The organism is Hymenobacter defluvii (genome assembly GCF_017589435.1).
Classification (GTDB): domain Bacteria; phylum Bacteroidota; class Bacteroidia; order Cytophagales; family Hymenobacteraceae; genus Hymenobacter; species Hymenobacter profundi.
In genome coordinates, this window is the sequence record NZ_JAGETX010000001.1 from 158,462 (window position 1) to 176,213 (window position 17,752).

Annotated in this window: 16 protein-coding genes and 1 riboswitch; of the genes, 10 read left to right on the top strand and 6 right to left on the bottom strand. The window is 57.7% G+C overall.

What is annotated here, in order from left to right:
• Positions 1-449: 449 nt before the first annotated feature.
• The 10 genes from J4D97_RS00575 (at position 450) to J4D97_RS00620 (ending at position 10,648) form a co-directional block, all read left to right on the top strand.
• A complete protein-coding gene (locus J4D97_RS00575) occupies positions 450-1,334 on the top strand; it encodes an alpha/beta hydrolase (RefSeq protein WP_208305932.1) in 885 nt (294 codons plus the stop codon).
• 226 nt (positions 1,335-1,560) lie between these two features.
• Positions 1,561-2,976: an anthranilate synthase component I family protein gene (locus J4D97_RS00580; protein WP_208305933.1), complete on the top strand. Its 1,416-nt coding sequence runs from the start codon at positions 1,561-1,563 to the stop codon at positions 2,974-2,976.
• Between the two features lie 46 nt (positions 2,977-3,022).
• The gene (locus J4D97_RS00585) at positions 3,023-3,595 is read left to right on the top strand and encodes an anthranilate synthase component II (protein ID WP_208305934.1); all 573 of its coding nucleotides are present in this window, start codon (positions 3,023-3,025) and stop codon (positions 3,593-3,595) included.
• Between the two features lie 138 nt (positions 3,596-3,733).
• Positions 3,734-4,723 (top strand): anthranilate phosphoribosyltransferase, encoded by a 990-nt coding sequence (gene trpD, locus J4D97_RS00590; RefSeq protein ID WP_208305935.1) that lies wholly within the window; start codon positions 3,734-3,736, stop codon positions 4,721-4,723.
• A 76-nt stretch (positions 4,724-4,799) separates the two neighbouring features.
• Positions 4,800-5,621 carry an indole-3-glycerol phosphate synthase TrpC gene (gene trpC, locus J4D97_RS00595; RefSeq protein WP_208305936.1) on the top strand — a complete coding sequence of 274 codons (822 nt, stop codon included), beginning with the start codon at positions 4,800-4,802 and terminating at the stop codon, positions 5,619-5,621.
• Between the two features lie 17 nt (positions 5,622-5,638).
• Positions 5,639-6,337, top strand: a complete 699-nt coding sequence (locus J4D97_RS00600; protein WP_208305937.1) for a phosphoribosylanthranilate isomerase — start codon at positions 5,639-5,641, stop codon at positions 6,335-6,337.
• Positions 6,338-6,400: 63 nt separating this feature from the next.
• On the top strand, positions 6,401-7,600 hold the full coding sequence (gene trpB / locus J4D97_RS00605) for a tryptophan synthase subunit beta (protein ID WP_208305938.1): 1,200 nt from the start codon (positions 6,401-6,403) through the stop codon (positions 7,598-7,600).
• 94 nt (positions 7,601-7,694) lie between these two features.
• Positions 7,695-8,477, top strand: coding sequence for a tryptophan synthase subunit alpha (gene trpA, locus J4D97_RS00610; protein WP_208305939.1), 783 nt, complete (start codon positions 7,695-7,697; stop codon positions 8,475-8,477).
• Between the two features lie 50 nt (positions 8,478-8,527).
• Positions 8,528-9,541: a 3-deoxy-7-phosphoheptulonate synthase gene (aroF, locus tag J4D97_RS00615; RefSeq protein ID WP_208305940.1), complete on the top strand. Its 1,014-nt coding sequence runs from the start codon at positions 8,528-8,530 to the stop codon at positions 9,539-9,541.
• Between the two features lie 375 nt (positions 9,542-9,916).
• Positions 9,917-10,648, top strand: coding sequence for a phenylalanine 4-monooxygenase (locus J4D97_RS00620; RefSeq protein ID WP_243900078.1), 732 nt, complete (start codon positions 9,917-9,919; stop codon positions 10,646-10,648).
• A 93-nt stretch (positions 10,649-10,741) separates the two neighbouring features.
• Here J4D97_RS00620 and J4D97_RS00625 read toward each other — a convergent pair whose 3' ends face one another.
• From J4D97_RS00625 to J4D97_RS00650, 6 genes are all read right to left on the bottom strand, one after another.
• Positions 10,742-11,599 carry a dienelactone hydrolase family protein gene (locus J4D97_RS00625; protein ID WP_208305941.1) on the bottom strand — a complete coding sequence of 286 codons (858 nt, stop codon included), beginning with the start codon at positions 11,597-11,599 and terminating at the stop codon, positions 10,742-10,744.
• A 109-nt stretch (positions 11,600-11,708) separates the two neighbouring features.
• Complete coding sequence (locus tag J4D97_RS00630; RefSeq protein WP_208305942.1) at positions 11,709-13,016, bottom strand: ABC1 kinase family protein; 1,308 nt, start codon at positions 13,014-13,016, stop codon at positions 11,709-11,711.
• Between the two features lie 204 nt (positions 13,017-13,220).
• Complete coding sequence (locus J4D97_RS00635) at positions 13,221-13,853, bottom strand: TetR family transcriptional regulator C-terminal domain-containing protein (RefSeq protein ID WP_185283101.1); 633 nt, start codon at positions 13,851-13,853, stop codon at positions 13,221-13,223.
• A gap of 44 nt (positions 13,854-13,897) precedes the next feature.
• Positions 13,898-15,208, bottom strand: coding sequence for a cryptochrome/photolyase family protein (locus J4D97_RS00640; RefSeq protein ID WP_208305943.1), 1,311 nt, complete (start codon positions 15,206-15,208; stop codon positions 13,898-13,900).
• Between the two features lie 150 nt (positions 15,209-15,358).
• Positions 15,359-16,075, bottom strand: coding sequence for an SDR family NAD(P)-dependent oxidoreductase (locus J4D97_RS00645; protein ID WP_208305944.1), 717 nt, complete (start codon positions 16,073-16,075; stop codon positions 15,359-15,361).
• Between the two features lie 138 nt (positions 16,076-16,213).
• The gene (locus J4D97_RS00650; RefSeq protein WP_208305945.1) at positions 16,214-17,479 is read right to left on the bottom strand and encodes a homoserine dehydrogenase; all 1,266 of its coding nucleotides are present in this window, start codon (positions 17,477-17,479) and stop codon (positions 16,214-16,216) included.
• Positions 17,480-17,641: 162 nt separating this feature from the next.
• Positions 17,642-17,749: riboswitch (SAM riboswitch) on the bottom strand.
• Between the last annotated feature and the right edge of the window lie 3 nt (positions 17,750-17,752).

Below are 17,752 nucleotides of genomic sequence, written 5' to 3' on the forward strand. Positions count from 1 at the left end.
ACAATTAGGGTTGGGAATTTAACTTTCGGCAGAGCCGATTTGCAAACGATTTCGGCTCCTACGAAAAATTACACATTTTGGCTACTTAAGCGGTTTTTTTTCGTCCAAAATTGAATGTAAAGACGAAGATACTATGATAAAACCTATAAAAACAATTGTGATCTAGGTGTTCAGAAGACACGCTTAGTCGAGGCCCGGACATTTGCCGAGTGCCGTTGGGTATTTGCTACCGCAAACGTTTGGGTAGTCTTAATATAGTATGTTAATTACGAACAGGTTATGAATAGGAGACCTTGCTTAACTAACGAAAATCAGTTTGCAAAGCAATTTGTATAAAATGAAGATAGTATGTTGAAAAAAAGATTGTGAGCAACTGTTTTCTGCTAAATCCTCTCTATAAATTTTGCTCATTTGCTGGCAAGCTAGAATCAGACTAGAATAGAGAAAATATGCGCGAGAGTAAGTCAGCGGTAGTGCGTATGCTAGGGTGGGGGCGACTAAGTAGCATCTGCTTAACTTCAATCTGCTGGTCGGTATCGGTGCAGGCGCAAAAGCTGCACACAGTTTCCCCTACCGTCACGACGCTGGAAGTAACAGTGCCCCAGTTGCATCGCACGCGCCGGGTGTGGGTGTACTTGCCATCCGACTACACAACCAGCCACCGTCGCTACCCAGTGCTGTACTTGCAGGATGGCCAGAACGTATTTGATGAGGCAACCAGCTTCAGCGGCGAGTGGGGCGTAGACGAAACCTTGAACCAGGAAAAACGTGCCGCTATAGTGGTAGCTGTAGACAACGGCGGCGACAAGCGCCTGGACGAGTACTCGCCCTGGCGCAACCCGCAGTATGGCGGGGGTGAGGGTAGGGAGTACGCGGCCTTCTTGGTCGAAACGCTCAAGCCTTACATCGACCAGCACTACCGCACCCGCCCCGGCCGACGCCATACGGGCATTGGAGGTAGCAGTATGGGGGCACTCATTAGCGTATACACTGCCCTGCACTACCCAAAGATATATGGTAGGGTAGGAGTGTTTTCGCCAGCCCTGTGGTTTGCGAAGGATTCGCTGGACCGTTTTGTGCGGCAGGCCCGGCCAAAGCACACCACCCGCTTCTACCTTGTGGCCGGCGCACAGGAAAGCGAAACCATGGTGCCCTACATGGCCGAGCTGCGCGACCAACTGCACCAAACTGGCGTGCTAAGCCGGCATCTGCATTACACAATACAAGCGGACGGAAAACACAGCGAGTGGTTCTGGCGCCGCGAGTTTCCGGCGGCTTATACGTGGCTGTTTGGCGGAATTTCGGCGGAAACCAAAAAAATACTTGCGCCGTAAACTCGGCTGCTTACCTTTGTGGCACGTCGAATAGACGCTTCTTGAACTGATGAAAACGCAACTTTCCCTGCAAGCTTGGTGGTGGCCTCTCCGAAACTCCGGACGGGATACCCTGTGCGTGCGGTGAAGTATACTACTCCGCATACTCCAACAGAAAGCCCGGCCGACCGCCGGGCTTTCTGTTTTTCAGCCCTTCTCTACCTCCAACCTCGCTACGCTCTGCCGAATGCCGCATTTCACGCTTAAGTCTCGCCACCTACGGGTGCTGGCCGACACCGTAACGCCCGTGGGCCTCTACCTGCGCCTGCGCGACCGATACGACAACTGCCTGCTGCTGGAAAGCTCCGACTACCACGGCCAGCAAAACGCCTTCAGCTACTTAGCTTGCGACCCACTGGCTCGCTTTGAGGTGCGGCGCGGGGTAGTGAAGCAGACTTTTCCCGATGGCACCGTCACCACCGAGACGCTAACCGAGCCCCGCGCCGCGCTGGCCCGGCTACAGGAATTTTCCCAGAGCTTCCAAACGGAAGAGGACGGCTTTGATTTCATTACGGGGGGGCTGTTCGGCTACCTGGGCTACGAGGCGGTGCAGCATTTCGAGGACCTTGACCTGAATGCGGCCAAGCAAGCAGCTGGCGATATTCCGGAGATGCTGTACGGCACCTACCGCTACGTTATTGCCCTCAACCACTTTCGCAACGAGCTGTACGTATTCGAGCACACGCTGCAAGACGACGCTGTGGACGAAGACGGTCTGAAGCGACTGGTGAACCTGATTCGCAACCCCTCCTTGCCGGAGTTTCGGTTTCAGACCCAGGGCGAGGTGGAAACCAATCAGACCGACGAAGAATTTTTGCGGGTGCTGGCCCAGGGACAACAGCACTGCCTGCGCGGCGACGTATTTCAGATTGTGCTGAGCCGGCGCTTCCAGCAGGGCTTCACCGGCGACGAATTCAACGTGTACCGGGCGCTGCGTTCCATCAACCCTTCGCCCTATCTGTTCTATTTCGACTACGGCAACTTCAAGATCTTCGGCTCCTCGCCTGAAACGCAACTCCTTATTAAAGGAAACAAAGCCAGTCTCTACCCTATTGCCGGCACCTTCCGCCGCACCGGCCACGATGCTGAGGACGCCGCCGCCGCCGAGCGCCTCGCCCAGGACCCTAAGGAAAACGCCGAGCACGTGATGCTGGTAGACCTGGCTCGCAACGACCTGGCCCGCCACGGCGACCAGGTAGCGGTGAAAGTGTTCCGCGAAATTCAGTTTTACTCCCACGTCATTCACCTAGTAAGCGAGGTGACAGCTCAACTGCTACCCGGTACCAATCCGTTGCAAGTAGTGGCTGATACCTTTCCGGCCGGTACGCTCTCGGGGGCGCCCAAGCACAGTGCCATGCAGCTCATTGACAAGCTGGAACCGACAGCCCGCGGCTACTACGGCGGCTGCCTGGGCCACCTGGGCTTCAATGGCGACTTCAACCACGCCATTATGATTCGTTCCTTCCTCAGCACCGATAACCAGCTCTACTTCCAGGCAGGTGCCGGGGTTGTAGCCGCTTCCGACATCAACTCCGAACTCAACGAAGTGCACCACAAACTGGCCGCCCTGCGCAAAGCCCTGAAAGAGGCCGAGCAAGTGTAGGGTAGGAAAACGTGAACCTCAGAACAGCTTTAGCTTTTTAAGTCTGATGAAAATTCTTGTCCTCGACAACTACGATTCTTTTACCTATAACCTAGTGCAGCTACTGCGCGAACTGGGCTACGGCGACCAAACCACCGTCGTCCGCAACGACAAATTGACGCTGGAGGAAGTAGAGCAATACGATGCCATCATGCTCTCGCCTGGTCCTGGTGTGCCAGCCGATGCGGGGCTGATGCCGCAAATCATTCAGCGCTACGCACCTACCAAGCGCATGCTGGGCGTGTGCCTGGGCCACCAGGGCATTGCTGAGGGCTTTGGCGGCACGCTCTACAATCTGCCGGCCGTTCTGCACGGCATTGCTACCGATGCTGATATTATCACTGGAAACGACCGGCTGTTTGCCGGCCTACCCACCCAGTTCAAGGTAGGGCGCTACCACTCCTGGGTGGTGCAGCCCGACTCCATACCCGCCGAGCTGGAAGTGACGGCTATAGATGCGCAGGGCCAGGTGCTGGCCTTCCGCCACCGCGAGTACGACGTGCGCGGCGTACAGTTTCACCCCGAATCTATCCTGACGGAGTACGGTAAGGAAATGCTGAAAAACTGGCTGGAAGGGTAGGGGCACGTTGTCCTCGCCCGTCGGTGCGACGCGCTAGAGCTAACAGTTCCGCATAAGTACCTACTCGTTGTTTCAAGGTTTGCCAGTCGTTCCCACGGGCGGCAGCAAGCCGCTCCTACCTCGAAAATTCCCTCCCACGTGAAACACCTTCTCAATACCTTATTCGACCAACAACCCCTGACCCACGCCGAGGCCCGTGAGGCCATGACGCAAATTGGCCAAGGCGGTGCTAACGCCTCCGAAATGGCGGCCTTCATGACCATCTACCGGATGCGGCCTATCACGGTGCCGGAGCTGGCGGGCTTCCGCGACGCGCTGCTCGAACTTTCCCGCGACCCGGAATTGGGCACGCACGACGTGGTGGACATTGTGGGCACGGGTGGCGACGGTAAAGACACGCTCAACATCAGCACACTGGCGTGCTTTGTGGTGGCGGGCGCAGGCTACCCGGTGGCCAAGCACGGCAACATTGGGGTGTCGTCGGTGTGCGGTTCGGCCGACGTGTTGGGGAGCTTAGGAATCGAGTTTGGGGTAGGCAACGACGTGCTGAAGCGGCAGCTGGAGCGGGCGAATATCTGTTTTCTGCACGCGGCAGCGTTTCATCCGGCCATGCGCCACGCCGGGCCTATCCGGCGGGAACTGGGGGTGCGTACATTCTTCAATATTTTAGGGCCGTTGGTGAATCCGGCGCGGCCGCGCTACCAGGTGGCGGGCACGTTCAGCCTAGAGCTGCTGCGCCTCTATCAGTATCTGTTCCAGCAAACCCAGACGCGCTACACCGTGGTTCACGCCCTGGATGGCTACGATGAACTCTCGCTGACCGGCGCGGCCAAGGTAGCCACCAGCACCGGCGAGCGGGTAGTAACGGCGGCTGATCTGGGCCTGACAACCACCACGCCTACCAGCCTGGCTGGCGGGCGTACGGTAGAGGAGTCGGCCCAACTGTTTCTGGATGTGCTAGAGGGTAGGGCCACGCCCGCCCAGCGCGACGTGGTGACGGCCAATGCGGCCCTGGCCATTCAGTGTCGCGAAACAGAGTTTACCTTTGCGCAGGCCCTAGCGGCGGCGCAAGAATCCCTGGATTCGGGGCGGGCCCGCGAGGCGCTGCGCCGCTTACTGGCCGCTTAATTTCACTTTGTTTGAACGCCCACCACGCGCCGAAGCGTTTCTACGGCGCACTACGGTGGGAAACTGCAACCGCACGATGTCGACTGAAACCATTCTCGATAAAATCATCACCCACAAGCGTCGCGAGGTAGCCGAGCGCCGCGAGCTGGTGCCCACTAAATTGCTGGAACGCAGCCTCTATATGGACGCGCAGCCGCTGAGCCTGCGCCGCTACCTGCTCCGCGACGACCTCAGCGGCATCATTGCCGAATTCAAGCGCAAGTCGCCTAGCAAGGGGTTCATCAACCAATATGCCCCCGTGGAGCGTACTACCCTGGGCTACATGCAGGCCGGTGCCTCGGCCTTATCGGTACTGACGGATACGGAGTTCTTCGGCGGTAAAACCGAGGACTTGACCATTGCGCGGCGCTACAATTTCTGCCCTATTCTGCGGAAGGATTTTGTGATTGACGAGTACCAGATCATCGAAGCCAAGAGCATGGGTGCCGATGTAGTGCTGCTGATTGCCGCCGTGCTGTCAGCCGACGAGGTAGCCCGTTTGGGCAAATTTGCCCGTTCGCTGGGACTGGAAGTGCTGCTGGAAGTGCACAACGCCGAGGAACTCACCCGCACGCTGCACCCTGACGCCGTAAGCTTAGTAGGCGTCAACAACCGCAACTTGCACGATTTCTCCGTAAGCCTGGAAACTTCCGTAGCATTAGCCGAGCAGATTCCGGCAGAGTTTGTGAAAGTAACCGAAAGCGGCCTCACCTCGGCCGCCGATATTTCCTACCTGCGCGGCGTGGGCTACCGGGGCTTCCTGATGGGCGAGGCCTTTATGCGTCACAGCCGACCCGAGAAGGCGTGCGCGGCGCTGGTGCAAGAGCTGCGCGCTACGGAGCCGGCTATTGTTCTTTAAATTTCCACTACTACCGTATGTTTCCTACTCCACTTGCTACCTATCCTTTGTCATCCGTCAACAGCCCAGGTCTGCGCATCAAAGTGTGCGGCATGCGCTCCGACAACAACATCTGGGAGGTAGCGAAGTTGGGGGTGGACTTTATGGGGTTCATCTTTTACGCGAAGTCGCCGCGCTACGTCGTGCCGACACTCGACGTAAAAATGCTTGCCAAGCTGCCGCCGTCTATCCTGAAGGTAGGTGTGTTCGTGAACGAAACAACGCCTGTTATCCAACAGCGTGTGCAGGAATACGGCCTCGATTTGGTGCAACTGCACGGACACGAGTCGCCTGCGCAGTGCGCCGAGTTGCGTGCGGCGGGCATCCTCATTATCAAGGCTTTTTCGGTGGGAGCAGATTTCGACTTTGCGCAGGTGACGCCCTATGCAGACTGCTGTAACTACTTCCTATTCGATACTAAAGGCCCGGCGCTGGGGGGCAACGGGACGACCTTCGATTGGCAATTGCTGGCTGAGTACCCGTTGTCGGTGCCCTACTTTCTGGCCGGTGGGCTCGATCTAGCGCACGCGCAGGAGTTACAGACACTACGCTTACCCGGCCTCTTCGGCATCGATCTGAATAGCCGCTTCGAGCTGGCGCCCGGCGAAAAGGACGTAGGCAAGCTGCGCCAGCTGTTTCAGCGACTCCGGCCTAGCAGCAACATTTCGAGCGTCTAACGGCGACTTTTTTCTACAACTACCAACCACCATGCGCGCCCGGCGCGACCTTTGGCTCTACCTATGGCTACTTCTGCTTTTGCTCCCAATGCCCGCGGCTACTACGGCCAGTTTGGCGGGGCTTTCATTCCTGAAATGCTCTATCCCAACGTGGAAGAGCTGCGCAACCAATACCTGGATATTCTGGCCGACCCCGGCTTCCAACAGGAATACCAGCAACTGCTGCGCGATTACGTGGGCCGGCCTACCCCATTGTTTGAGGCGAAACGGCTGTCGGCCAAGTACAACACGCGCATCTACCTGAAGCGCGAGGACCTGTGCCATACCGGCGCCCACAAGGTGAACAACACGGTAGGGCAGATTTTGCTGGCGCAACGCCTGGGCAAAAAGCGTATTATCGCGGAAACCGGTGCCGGCCAGCACGGCGTAGCTACGGCCACGGTATGCGCCCTTATGGGCCTGGAATGCATCGTGTATATGGGCGAAATCGACATGGAGCGCCAGAAGCCCAACGTGTACCGCATGCGCCTGCTGGGGGCCGAGGTGCGCCCCGCTACCAGCGGCAGCAAAACCCTGAAAGACGCCACCAACGAGGCCATCCGCGACTGGATTTCGAATCCCGTCGACACGCACTACATCATCGGCTCGGTGGTAGGCCCGCACCCGTACCCCGATCTGGTGGCGCGTTTGCAGGCCGTTATCAGCGAAGAGATGCGCAAGCAGCTGCTGGAAAAAACCGGCTCCGAACTGCCCAACTATGTGGTGGCCTGCGTGGGCGGCGGCTCCAACGCGGCTGGCGCCTTCTACCACTTCCTCGACGAGCCTTCGGTGAAGCTGGTAGCTGTGGAAGCAGCCGGGCACGGCGTCAATTCCGGCCACTCGGCGGCTACCTCGGTGCTGGGCAAGCCGGGCATCATCCACGGCTCGCGCACGCTGCTGATGCAGGACGAAGACGGTCAGATTACCGAACCCTATTCTCTGTCCGCCGGCCTCGACTATCCCGGCATCGGCCCCCTGCACGCCTACCTCGGCGACTCGGGTAGGGCGCGCTTCATTGCCATTACCGATGAAGATGCGTTGAAAGCCGTAGCTGAGTTGAGTCGCCTGGAAGGCATCATTCCGGCCCTCGAAACCGCGCACGCCCTGGCTGCGCTCGACCAGATTGGGGCCGGGCCAGATGATGTGGTGGTCATCAACCTCTCGGGTAGGGGAGACAAGGATTTGGAAACCTACCTGAAATACGCTGAAAAGCTGACTGAGTAGTTTTATCTCGCAGAGGTGCGCAGAGGCTTTCCGCAGAGGTTCGCGGAGGTCGACCACTGCGTACCTCTGCGAAAACCTCTGCGAGAAATACTCCATGAAAGACCGTATCAAAACCACCTTCGAGCGGAAGGGTAAGAAGCTGCTCAACGTCTACTTCACCGCCGGCTATCCTACCCTGGAAGCCACCGTGCCACTCATCGAAGCCGTAACCGAAGCTGGCGCCGACCTTGTGGAAATCGGCATGCCGTTCTCCGATCCGCTGGCCGATGGCCCCGTGATTCAGCACAGCGGTACTGTGGCCCTGCAAAACGGCATGAACATGCGCGTGCTGTTTCGTCAGCTGCAAGGCGTGCGCCAGCGCGTGCCCGATGCGCCGATTCTGTTGATGGGTTACCTGAATCCGGTGATGCAGTTTGGGGTAGAAAACTTCTGCCGCGAAGCCGCCGAAGCCGGCGTAGATGGTGTCATCCTACCCGACTTGCCGCTCGACGATTACGTGGAGGAGTACCAGGAGATTTTCCGCCGCTACAACCTGCGGCCGGTGTTCCTCATCACGCCCCAAACCGCGCCTGAGCGCATCCGTCGCATCGACGAGCTGACCGATTCTTTCCTCTACCTCGTCTCCGGCCCCGGCACCACGGGCAGCCAGCAAGGGCAGGCCGAAGGCGTGCAGGAAGCCTACTTCCAGCGCATCGAAGCCATGAACTTGCGCAACCCGCGCCTCATCGGCTTCGGCATTGGCGATAAGTCGTCCTTCGACCGCGCCTGCCAATATGCCGAAGGTGCCATTATCGGCTCGGCTTTAATTAAAGCAATGGATGGGGTAGACGACGCCCCCGCCGCTGCCCGTCGATTTGTGCAATCGGTTCTGAACTAACTGTTTTCCTGTCATCCTGAGCTTGCGAAGGATGACAAGCCACTTTCTCCATGCTCATTCAACTAGAACCCGCCATTTCTTCCGAAAACCGGGAGGCGATTATCAACCGCATCAAAGCGGTGAACTACAAAGTCACGGAGGTGACCACGCAGCGCGCGCACTACCTCATCGGCATTGGTAAGGCCGATTTCGACATTCGCACGGTGGGCCAGTTGCCGGGCATTGTGGACATCCACCGCGTGTCGGACGACTACAAGCTGGTGTCGCGCAAGTGGCGCGTGCGCCCTACCGTCCTCGACCTTGGCGACGGCGTGCGCATTGGTGAAGGCACGCTCACGCTGGCGGCCGGCCCGTGCAGCATCGAGAGCGAAGCCCAAATGGAAAGCATCATGCAGCACTTGGTGGAGAATGACGTGCGCATCATGCGCGGCGGCGTGTTCAAGCCACGTTCCTCGCCCTACTCATTTCGGGGCCTGGGCATGGATGGGCTGAAACTATTTCACCAGTTAGCCCGGCAGCACGGCATCAAAATCGTGACGGAGGTGATGCAGGTGTCGCAGGTAGAGGAGATGCACGACTACGTAGACGTGTTTCAGGTAGGCGCCCGCAACACGCAGAATTTCAACCTGCTGGATGCACTGGGTGGCGTGGACAAGCCCGTAATGATTAAGCGGGGGATTTCGGGTTCTATTGAAGAGCTGCTGTCATCGGCCGAGTATGTTTTCTCCGGCGGCAATGAAAAGCTGATTCTCTGCGAGCGGGGTATTCGTACGTTCGAAACGGCCTCACGCAATACCTTGGACCTGAACGCCGTACCTATCCTGAAGGAAAAAACCCACCTGCCCGTCATCGTAGACCCTTCGCACGGCATTGGTATTCGAGATTATGTGGCCGATATGGCCTTAGCTGGCGTGATGGCCGGTGCCGATGGCATTATCTACGAAGCCCACGAAAAGCCCGAGCAAGCTGCCTCCGACGGCGCCCAAACCCTGAATTTTGCTGAATCGGCGCGCCTGATCCGCAACCTACGCCGCGTCTATGCCCTGCGGCAGGAGCTGGAATAGCTGCCGTCGAGCTTGGACTTAACCAAGGGATAAAGAAACCATAAACCTGGATGATCTATTACGTAATTGGCAATATAAATGCTTATTTAAAATAATAATTTTATTGTAAGTTTATATTATGTGAAGAATTTATAGATTTAATCAACTTTTTTTGATAAAATCTTTCGGGAAGAAGTATCAAATTAAAAATATTCTCTATATTTGTTTTGTCATGCAGCAACAATCTGTCAAGCGCTTTACTCTGATGAATATTCGTCCCGCGGAGGACGGAGTCGGGCGGTATTGCCAGTACGGAAGCTAATCATGACGTACGAAGCTGTAAACCACAAAAGCCCGACTCCTCCCGGAGGCCGGGCTTTTTTTATGCCAAAAGCTATGGATACGCAACACTACCATCACTACACCACCCAAGACCAACTGGTCTGGAAAGTTTTGTTCGACCGCCAAACTGCCCTGCTGCACAAACGAGCGGCTGTAGCATTTGAGCAAGGTCTGCAACAGATTGGTTTTCAGCGTACAGCTATTCCTCGCTTCGAGGAAGTGAGCGAGCGGCTGCGGCGGCGTACGGGGTGGGAGATTGCGCCCGTGGGTGGTGAGTTGGATGCTTCTACCTTTTTTGGCCTGCTAGCCGACCGCAAGTTCCCGGTTACGACCTGGATTCGGTCTATGCAGCAGTTCGATTTCATCGAGCAGCCCGATCTGTTTCACTGCGCCTTCGGCCATTTGCCCTTGCTGCTAGACCACGCCTTCGCCGATTTCCTGCACTTTCTGGGTAGAGTAGCCGGCCAGCACCTGCACGACACGGTAGCGTTGCAAAAACTAGCGCGGCTCTACGGCTTCACGGTGCAGTTCGGCCTCGTGACCGAAGGCGGCAGCACACGCATCTACGGCGCGGGTTTACTGTCATCGGCGGGCGAGATTCACCACTGGCTGAATAGCACCGACGTGCGCCATCCGTTTGATCTGGCTACTGTACTGCACACACCGTATTCTGAGGCGCACTATCAGGACCAATACTTTGTGCTCAACTCCTGGGAGCAGCTAACCGAAAGTGTAGCTGAACTGGCGGCCTTGCTGGCTAGTAACTGGCAATTGGCGGTGCGGTAGGGGAGAGGTAGATAGTTATCAGAGAAAAAGCCCTGTCATCCTGCGCTTGCGCAGGATGACAGGGCTTTTTCTCTGATAACTATCTACCTCTCCTTACTTCAACTTGAAGCTTTTCTTCAAATACGCTACTGCCAGATCGTGGGCTTCGTCGGCGTAGGCTTTGTTGTAGTTGGGGTTGCTGGGGTTGGCAAAGGCGTGCACGGCATCGTAGTTTTTAACAGTTAGCTTTTTACCCGCTACGGCCATGTCCTTTTGGAATTGCGCCACTACGGCGGGCGAAATCGACTTGTCCTGGAGCGCAAAAATGCCGAGCACATCAGTGTTTAGCGTTTTCAGTCGGGCCACGTCTTTCTCAGGCATCCCGTAGTACATCACGCAGCCCACGGCCTGTTTGCCGGCCAGCAGCGCCGTTTGCAACGACCAGCCGCCCCCAAAGCACCAGCCAATGCTGGCAATCTGCGCTTTCGGACCAGCATACTGCATAGCACCTTTGATGATAGCCTCGGCCCGACTGGTTTGCACACTCTGCATCAGCTTGCCTGCCTCAGCGGGGGCGCTGGCTACCTGGCCGTCGTAGAGGTCGAGGGCGATGATGTTGACACCGGGCATCTCCCGCGCAAAGCCGGCAGCTTCGCGCTTGATGTAATCGTTTAGGCCCCACCATTCGTGAATCACGAATAGGTATTTGGTGGAAGGCGTGGCGCTTTTGAGCATGAACGCCTTGGCCGTTTTGCCATCGGGGGTAGGGTAGGAAACCATATCGCCGGCGCCCTGGTAGGTGTAGGGAAGGGGTGCGTCGTGACCACCCACAAAGGCGTCGTCGTTAGCTAACATCGCAAAGGCTTCGGTGGCAGCAGTGGGTTTGGTGCAGCAACTCATCATAGCACTCTGAGCCGAAGCGAAGGTGACGGTACTGAAGAAAAACACCAGCAGGAAGAGAATTTTTTGCATACGTGTGGGAAGAATGTGGACGCTTAATAGGCGCCCGATGGAGGGGAAATTAAGGGTAGACAGTGTGCCTACCCTGTATCTGTCAACGATGGGCGTGTGCAACGCGCCCCTACGCCGTTCGCACTTCGGCGCCTAGCTCAGCTAGCAGCGCGTAAAGTCCCACGTAGGTGCGATTGACGTAGATGAAGTGTCGCGAACCGCGTGGTTCGCGCTGCTTGCGTAGCTCGGGTTCCTGCATCAGGTCGTCGCCAAGGGCATACACGGCCTGCATATACGCCGGGTCGCCGAAGTTGAATACGGGCTGATGGAAAGGCCGTGCCACCAGCTCCAACGAAATGCGCAGCGTGCGCAGATACAAGTCGCGCAGAGTAGGGGCATCGTCGGGACGAAGGACTTCGAGCTGGGTGAGCAAGTCGGTGAGGCGGGCGTCGTCGGCTAGTACTGCTGGGTCGAGTAGGGCGAAAAAGAGCTGGTAAAAATCGGCTGGAATGCTCTTCACGCAGCCAAAATCCAACACGCCCAGGGTCCCGCCTTCCGTAGCATCAAGCAAGAAATTGCCGGGGTGAGGGTCGGCGTGCACTTGGCGCAGCGTGTGCATCTGGTAGGCGTAGAAGTCCCAGAGCGCCTGCCCAAGTTGATTGCGTACAGCCTGGGTAGGGTTGGTCGCCAGGAACTCCTTGAGGTGCTGACCCGGCAACCAGTCCATTGTAAGGATGCGGGCGGCAGACAGGGTAGGATAGTATGTCGCAAAGCGCAGGTGCGCAATGTGCCCGCACTGGGCCGCGATTTCCTGTCCCCGACGTAGTTCCAACTGATAGTCTGTTTCCTCCAGCAAGCGGGTTTCCACCTCTTCCAGGTAGGGTCGCATCGTGGCTTCATCCAGTCCCAGCACACGCAAGGCCACGGGCTTCACCATCCGCAAGTCCGAACGGATGCTGTCAGCCACGCCGGGGTATTGCACCTTCACAGCCAGCGCTTTACCATCCTTCTCGGCAAAATGAACCTGCCCAATACTGGCGGCCTGGCGGGCGTTCAACTCAAACGTATCAAACAGCTCGAAAGGCGATTTGCCAAACGCATCCCGGAACGCCTTTACAATCAGCGGCCCCGACAACGGCGGTGTTTGGTACTGGGCTTGGGCAAACTGCTCGGCATAAGCTGTGGGTAGAATGTTCTTCTCCATCGCCAGCATCTGCGCCACTTTCAGCACCGAGCCTTTCATCTCGCTCAGCGCGCCGTACAGTTCCTCGGCGTTGGCTTGGTGCAAATCGGCCGTAGCGCTTTCCGCACCCACAGCTCGCTTGGCGTAGTGCTTCACGTAGTTGGCGCCAACGTTTAAGCCCGTTTTGGCGAAACGGGCGGCGCGGGCCACCTTGGTAGTAGGTAGGGAAACGAGCGGCTTAGTAGGTTCGGACATTGTGGCTGTTGAATACTGTACTAACGTGGACCCCACCCCCCGGCCCCCTCCCCTCCGGGAGAGGGGGAGCCAGATAATTTAGCTGTTAGCTGTTAGCTTTTCCTAGAACCGAGCTATCGGCTAGTAGCCACCAGCTAACAGCTCCGGTAAAGGCTCCCCCTCTCCCGGAGGGAAGGGGGCCGGGGGGTGGGGTAATCGTCGACCCTACCGGCTCTGCACCAGAAACCGCACGAAGTCCACGGCGGAATCCAGGGTGTTGCGGCCTACCAGGTCGAAGCTGAGTGTCACGGCTTTCTCGATGGCCGCGTCGGTGCGCTCGAAGCCCAGGGAATCATCTTTGGCGAAGAAGCCCAGCACAAACAGCATCTGCTGCCAGAAGGCGCGGGGATATTTCTCCTGAATCATGGGGCGGGAAGCCACTTCCTCGGTGCGCCGACCATCGCGCAGAATATCGGCCACGAACTGCTCGAAGCCCTGGCGGAAATCGTCCAGAATACGCGGCGTCATGCCGGGCATCTTGGAGAGCGAGTAGCGCAACGACCACAGCGCGTAGCTGCGGTTTTGCTTCAGAATCTCCAGCAGCGTGTAGTAGAAACCCAGCAGCTTTTCGCGGGCGCCGTACTGCTCCCACACGGGTTCCTCGGCGGCACGGGCGCGGGCTTGGCGCCCAAAATCAGCCCAAATCTCGCGGTCGATGGCCGCGAAGGTAGAGTAGTGCTGGTAAAATTCAGCCTCGGTAGCGCCCAGCTTGTGCATGAGCTTGTAGACCGAAACTGGCGGCTGGCCCTTGCGCAGCACGTAGTCGAGATAAGCGAGTTTGATAGCTTCCTTTTCCATGATGGTATAACCGTTGAGTAGGGGTTTAAGTTGCCGATAAAAACCTATTTACGAGCGGCGCGGTAGGCATCCAGGGCACGTTGGCGGGCCTCCTTGTGGTCGACTATCGGCTGGGGGTAGGCGTCGGTGCCAAACTCGGGTATCCAATCCTTCACGTACTCCAGCTTCGGGTCGTATTTCTGGAGCTGACTTTCGGGGCTGAAAATGCGAAACCACGGTGCCGACACCACGCCCGTGCCAGCCGTCCATTGCCAGTTGCCAATGTTGTTGCTCATGTCGTAGTCGATGAGCTTGTCGGCGAAATACTGCTCACCCCACTTCCAGTCGATCAGTAAATCCTTGATCAGAAAGCTGGCCGTGGTGATGCGGGCGCGGTTGTGCATCCAGCCGGTTTGGTTGAGCTGACGCATGCCAGCGTCCACCAGCGGAAAACCGGTGCGGCCCTCGCACCACGCCGCAAACTCCTCCTGGTTGTTGCGCCACTTGATGCGCCGAAACGGCTTGTCGTAACTTTCCTCTACGGTTTCGGGAAAATGCCAGAGCAGCATCATGAAGTAGTCACGCCAGATGAGTTCGTCCAGTAGCTTGTCGTTGAGGTCCTGCGCCTGGCTCATTAGCTGCCGTACGCTGAGCGTGCCGTGGCGCAGGTGCACCGAGCGGTGCGTAGTGCCGTGGTCGTCGGCGAGGCGGTTACGGGTTTTGTCGTAATCCTCTACGTAATTTTTATTGGGTAGGCGAGCGGGCGGTACGGGCTGCTCGTAGCGTCCAAACCCCATGTCGGAGAGGGTAGGGCGAGCCGGAGCATGCGCAATATGGTGCAGGTTTTCCTTGGTGAATAACCGCCGCGACGGCCGTTCCTGGAAGCTGTCGTCCTGCAAAGCGGCCCGCCAAGCCTTATTGTAGGGACCGTATACTTTAGGCGGTGTGCCCGCTTTGGTTAGCACCTCGTCCTTAGCAAAAATCACCTGGTCTTTGTGCGTCGTAAAGGGCACATCGTGCTTGCCCAACAGTTTGCCAATAGCCTCATCTCGTTGGCGGGCGTAGGGCTCGTAGTCCTCGTTGGTGTGCACGGCGGCCAAGTCATAGTCCTTCAACAACTGCTCGAAGACCTCCTCCGGCTTGCCGTAGAACACCAGCATAGTGCCGCCGTTGTCCTGGGTTTCCTGCGCCAGCTGCTCCACGGCGTCGTAGATGAACGTCACGCGGGCGTCCTGCTTGCTGGGCAGCTTATCCAGAATGTCGCGGTCGAAAATGAACAGCGGTATTACCGGCGCATTGTCTTGCAAAGCGGCTGCTAGGCCGGTATTATCGGTGATGCGCAAGTCGCGCCGGTGCCAGAAAATCGTGATTTTCATAAGGGTTGTTTCTTATGCAACTGAAAAATCTGTCATCCTGAGCTTGCGAAGGACCTTCTCACGCTAGAACGACAAGTTTACCAACGACTCGTTCTAGCGTGAGAAGGTCCTTCGCAAGCTCAGGATGACAGATTACAAAACATCACTGCCTTACTTCAACCGGCCCATGCCACCATCCACGGGCAAGACTTGGCCCGTGATGAAGCTGCTGTGGTCGGATAGTAGGAACGACGTCATGTAGGCCATATCCTGGGGCTGCCCCACGCGCTGCAAGGGGTGGCGCTTGGCGCTGGCCTCGGCCTTCTCGGGGGTGTTGAGGAGGGTAGCTGCCAGGGGCGTATCGGTGAGGGAAGGCGCAATGCAGTTCACGCGGATGTTGGCACCGGCATATTCGGCGGCCAGGGCGCGGGTGAGGCCCTCCACGGCGGCTTTCACGGTGGCTACGCTGGTATGAAAACTCATGCCCGTTTCGGCGGCTACGGTGCTGAAAAGCACGATGGAAGCACCACTGGCCTTTTTCAGCCGCTTCACCACAGCCTGCACCACTTGCACAGCACCCAGCACGTTCAGCTCAAAATCCTGCCGAAAGTCAGCCGGCGCAATGCGCTCGAACGGACGCAGCCGGATGCTGCCGGGGCAGTAGACCACGCCGTGCAAGGTGTCGGGTAGGGAGTCGAAAGCAGTAGCAACAAGGGGCTGCGTAACGTCGAGGGGTAGGAAGGTGGTGCCCAGCTCGGCCAACTCCGGCGACTCGTGCCGCGAGGCCGTAAACAGGTTGGCTTTCAGGCCATGCAGCAGGTGAGCTGTAGCCAAGCCAATACCGGAGGATGCACCTACCAGGAGAATATTCTTATCAGCAAATTCCATGAAAAGCGAAGCAAGTGAACGGTTGAGTTTCTGCTACGCAGGAATGGCTGTAGGTGGTTATTACCAGCTCAAAAAAGCTCGACAGCTAGCAGGGTTCTTTCCCGATAGCCGTCGAACTATAAGTTGATAGACAATCAATTACTCGGCAAAATACGCGGCGGCTCCGGCGAGCTGGGTATCGGCGGGCCGAGCGGTAGCTGCTGCTCGCAACGGGGTAGGGAGGCGCACTACGCAAATGCCGGGCAGCCGCAGCCACTCGGCTTGCGCCAGTTGAGCCAGCCCAATGGTACCTGTGAGGTAATGCCCGCGCACGGCCGAGCGGAAGGTTTCGTGCACCCGCGTGAAGTCGGCTTCCTGGGGGGCATGCTCGTCCGTGAACGTCACCAGCACGTCTACTTCAGCAGCGTCGGGCGTCAGGGCTGAGTCGATGTTCTGGCTGATTTTCTTGTACTCGTAGCGGTAGCCGTAGGTAAGGGCCGACAAGTCGCTGAGCACGGCGGAAGCAGTAGGCACGGCGCCCGCCCCGCGGCCCAGGAAAAACTGCCGGTCGGCAAAGCCGCTCTGAGTGATGAGGCCGTTGTACTCGTCCTGCACCCGCGCCAGCTCGTGCTCGGGGCGCACCAGGGTAGGCAGCACGGCAGCCGCCACATTGCCGTCGGGTAGGCGGCGGGCCTCGGCAATTAGCTTGAGTGCTAGGCCTTTCTCGCGGGCGTAATCAGAGGCCAGGTCGCTGAGGCGGTCGATGCCTACGGCCAGGATTTGCTGAGGTGACGTTACCAGTCCGAACGCATGCGTGAGCAGCAGCACCAGCTTGTTGCGGGCGTCCAGACCTTCCACATCTAAAGCAGGATTGCTCTCGGCGAAGCCCAACGCCTGCGCCTTGCTTAGGGCCTCGGCAAAGGAAATGGCATCGCGGTGCATGGCCGTGAGAATGTAGTTGGTGGAGCCGTTGATGATGCCCTCCACCGCTTCTAGTAAGTCGGTGTCGTAGTATTCCTCCAGGTTCCGAATGACGGGCAAGCTGGCGCAGGCGGCAGCCTCGTAGAGCAACGGAGTGCCGGTTTGACGCTGCAATTCTATCAGCTCGGGCAAGTGCTCGGCCAACATTTTTTTGTTAGCCGTCACCACGGCTTTGCCCCGGCGCAGGGCCTCGGTTACGATGTGGTAGGCTTCGTCAGCGTCGTCAATCAGCTCCACAATCACGTTCAAGGACTCATCATTCAGCAGATCGGCGCGGTCGAACGTGAATAGCTCGGTGGGTAGGCTGCGCTGCTTGGCGCGGTCTTTCACGCCAATGCGGCCAATGCGGGCGCGCAGGCCGGGCGTGCGTTCCAAAACAGTGTGCAGGCCCTGGCCTACCACGCCAAAACCAAATAAACCAATACGGATGTCGGAGCGAGTCATGCGGAAAACGAAATCAAGGCAGCGGCTACTGCCGTAGGTGAGGGAAAATTCCGCCTCCACCCCGAAGCATCTCACCAAGATTTCTTCCCGAAAAGGCCCAAAAAAAGCCCTTCCGACAAGTCAGAAGAGCCAAACCCCAAAACGGGGCGCCGAGCCTTTCGTAACTTATCTTCATCTGCTGTCGCAGATTCAGGATGTAGCACCTTGTAGCTATGACTACCGGTTGCTAAGGCATCGCAGGGCCTGTCCCTCCGCCTTTCTTGATAAGTGCTC

Coding starts and splice junctions, on each gene's coding strand:
- trpA (WP_208305939.1), top strand. CDS start 7,695: ATGAAAGACCGTATCAAAACCACCTTCGAGCGGAAGGGTAAGAAGCTG.
- J4D97_RS00625 (WP_208305941.1), bottom strand. CDS start 11,599: ATGCAAAAAATTCTCTTCCTGCTGGTGTTTTTCTTCAGTACCGTCACC.
- trpB (WP_208305938.1), top strand. CDS start 6,401: ATGGCTACTTCTGCTTTTGCTCCCAATGCCCGCGGCTACTACGGCCAG.
- J4D97_RS00575 (WP_208305932.1), top strand. CDS start 450: ATGCGCGAGAGTAAGTCAGCGGTAGTGCGTATGCTAGGGTGGGGGCGA.
- J4D97_RS00650 (WP_208305945.1), bottom strand. CDS start 17,479: ATGACTCGCTCCGACATCCGTATTGGTTTATTTGGTTTTGGCGTGGTA.
- J4D97_RS00600 (WP_208305937.1), top strand. CDS start 5,639: ATGTTTCCTACTCCACTTGCTACCTATCCTTTGTCATCCGTCAACAGC.
- J4D97_RS00645 (WP_208305944.1), bottom strand. CDS start 16,075: ATGGAATTTGCTGATAAGAATATTCTCCTGGTAGGTGCATCCTCCGGT.
- J4D97_RS00635 (WP_185283101.1), bottom strand. CDS start 13,853: ATGGAAAAGGAAGCTATCAAACTCGCTTATCTCGACTACGTGCTGCGC.
- J4D97_RS00620 (WP_243900078.1), top strand. CDS start 9,917: ATGGATACGCAACACTACCATCACTACACCACCCAAGACCAACTGGTC.
- trpC (WP_208305936.1), top strand. CDS start 4,800: ATGTCGACTGAAACCATTCTCGATAAAATCATCACCCACAAGCGTCGC.
- J4D97_RS00585 (WP_208305934.1), top strand. CDS start 3,023: ATGAAAATTCTTGTCCTCGACAACTACGATTCTTTTACCTATAACCTA.
- J4D97_RS00580 (WP_208305933.1), top strand. CDS start 1,561: ATGCCGCATTTCACGCTTAAGTCTCGCCACCTACGGGTGCTGGCCGAC.
- aroF (WP_208305940.1), top strand. CDS start 8,528: ATGCTCATTCAACTAGAACCCGCCATTTCTTCCGAAAACCGGGAGGCG.
- J4D97_RS00630 (WP_208305942.1), bottom strand. CDS start 13,016: ATGTCCGAACCTACTAAGCCGCTCGTTTCCCTACCTACTACCAAGGTG.
- J4D97_RS00640 (WP_208305943.1), bottom strand. CDS start 15,208: ATGAAAATCACGATTTTCTGGCACCGGCGCGACTTGCGCATCACCGAT.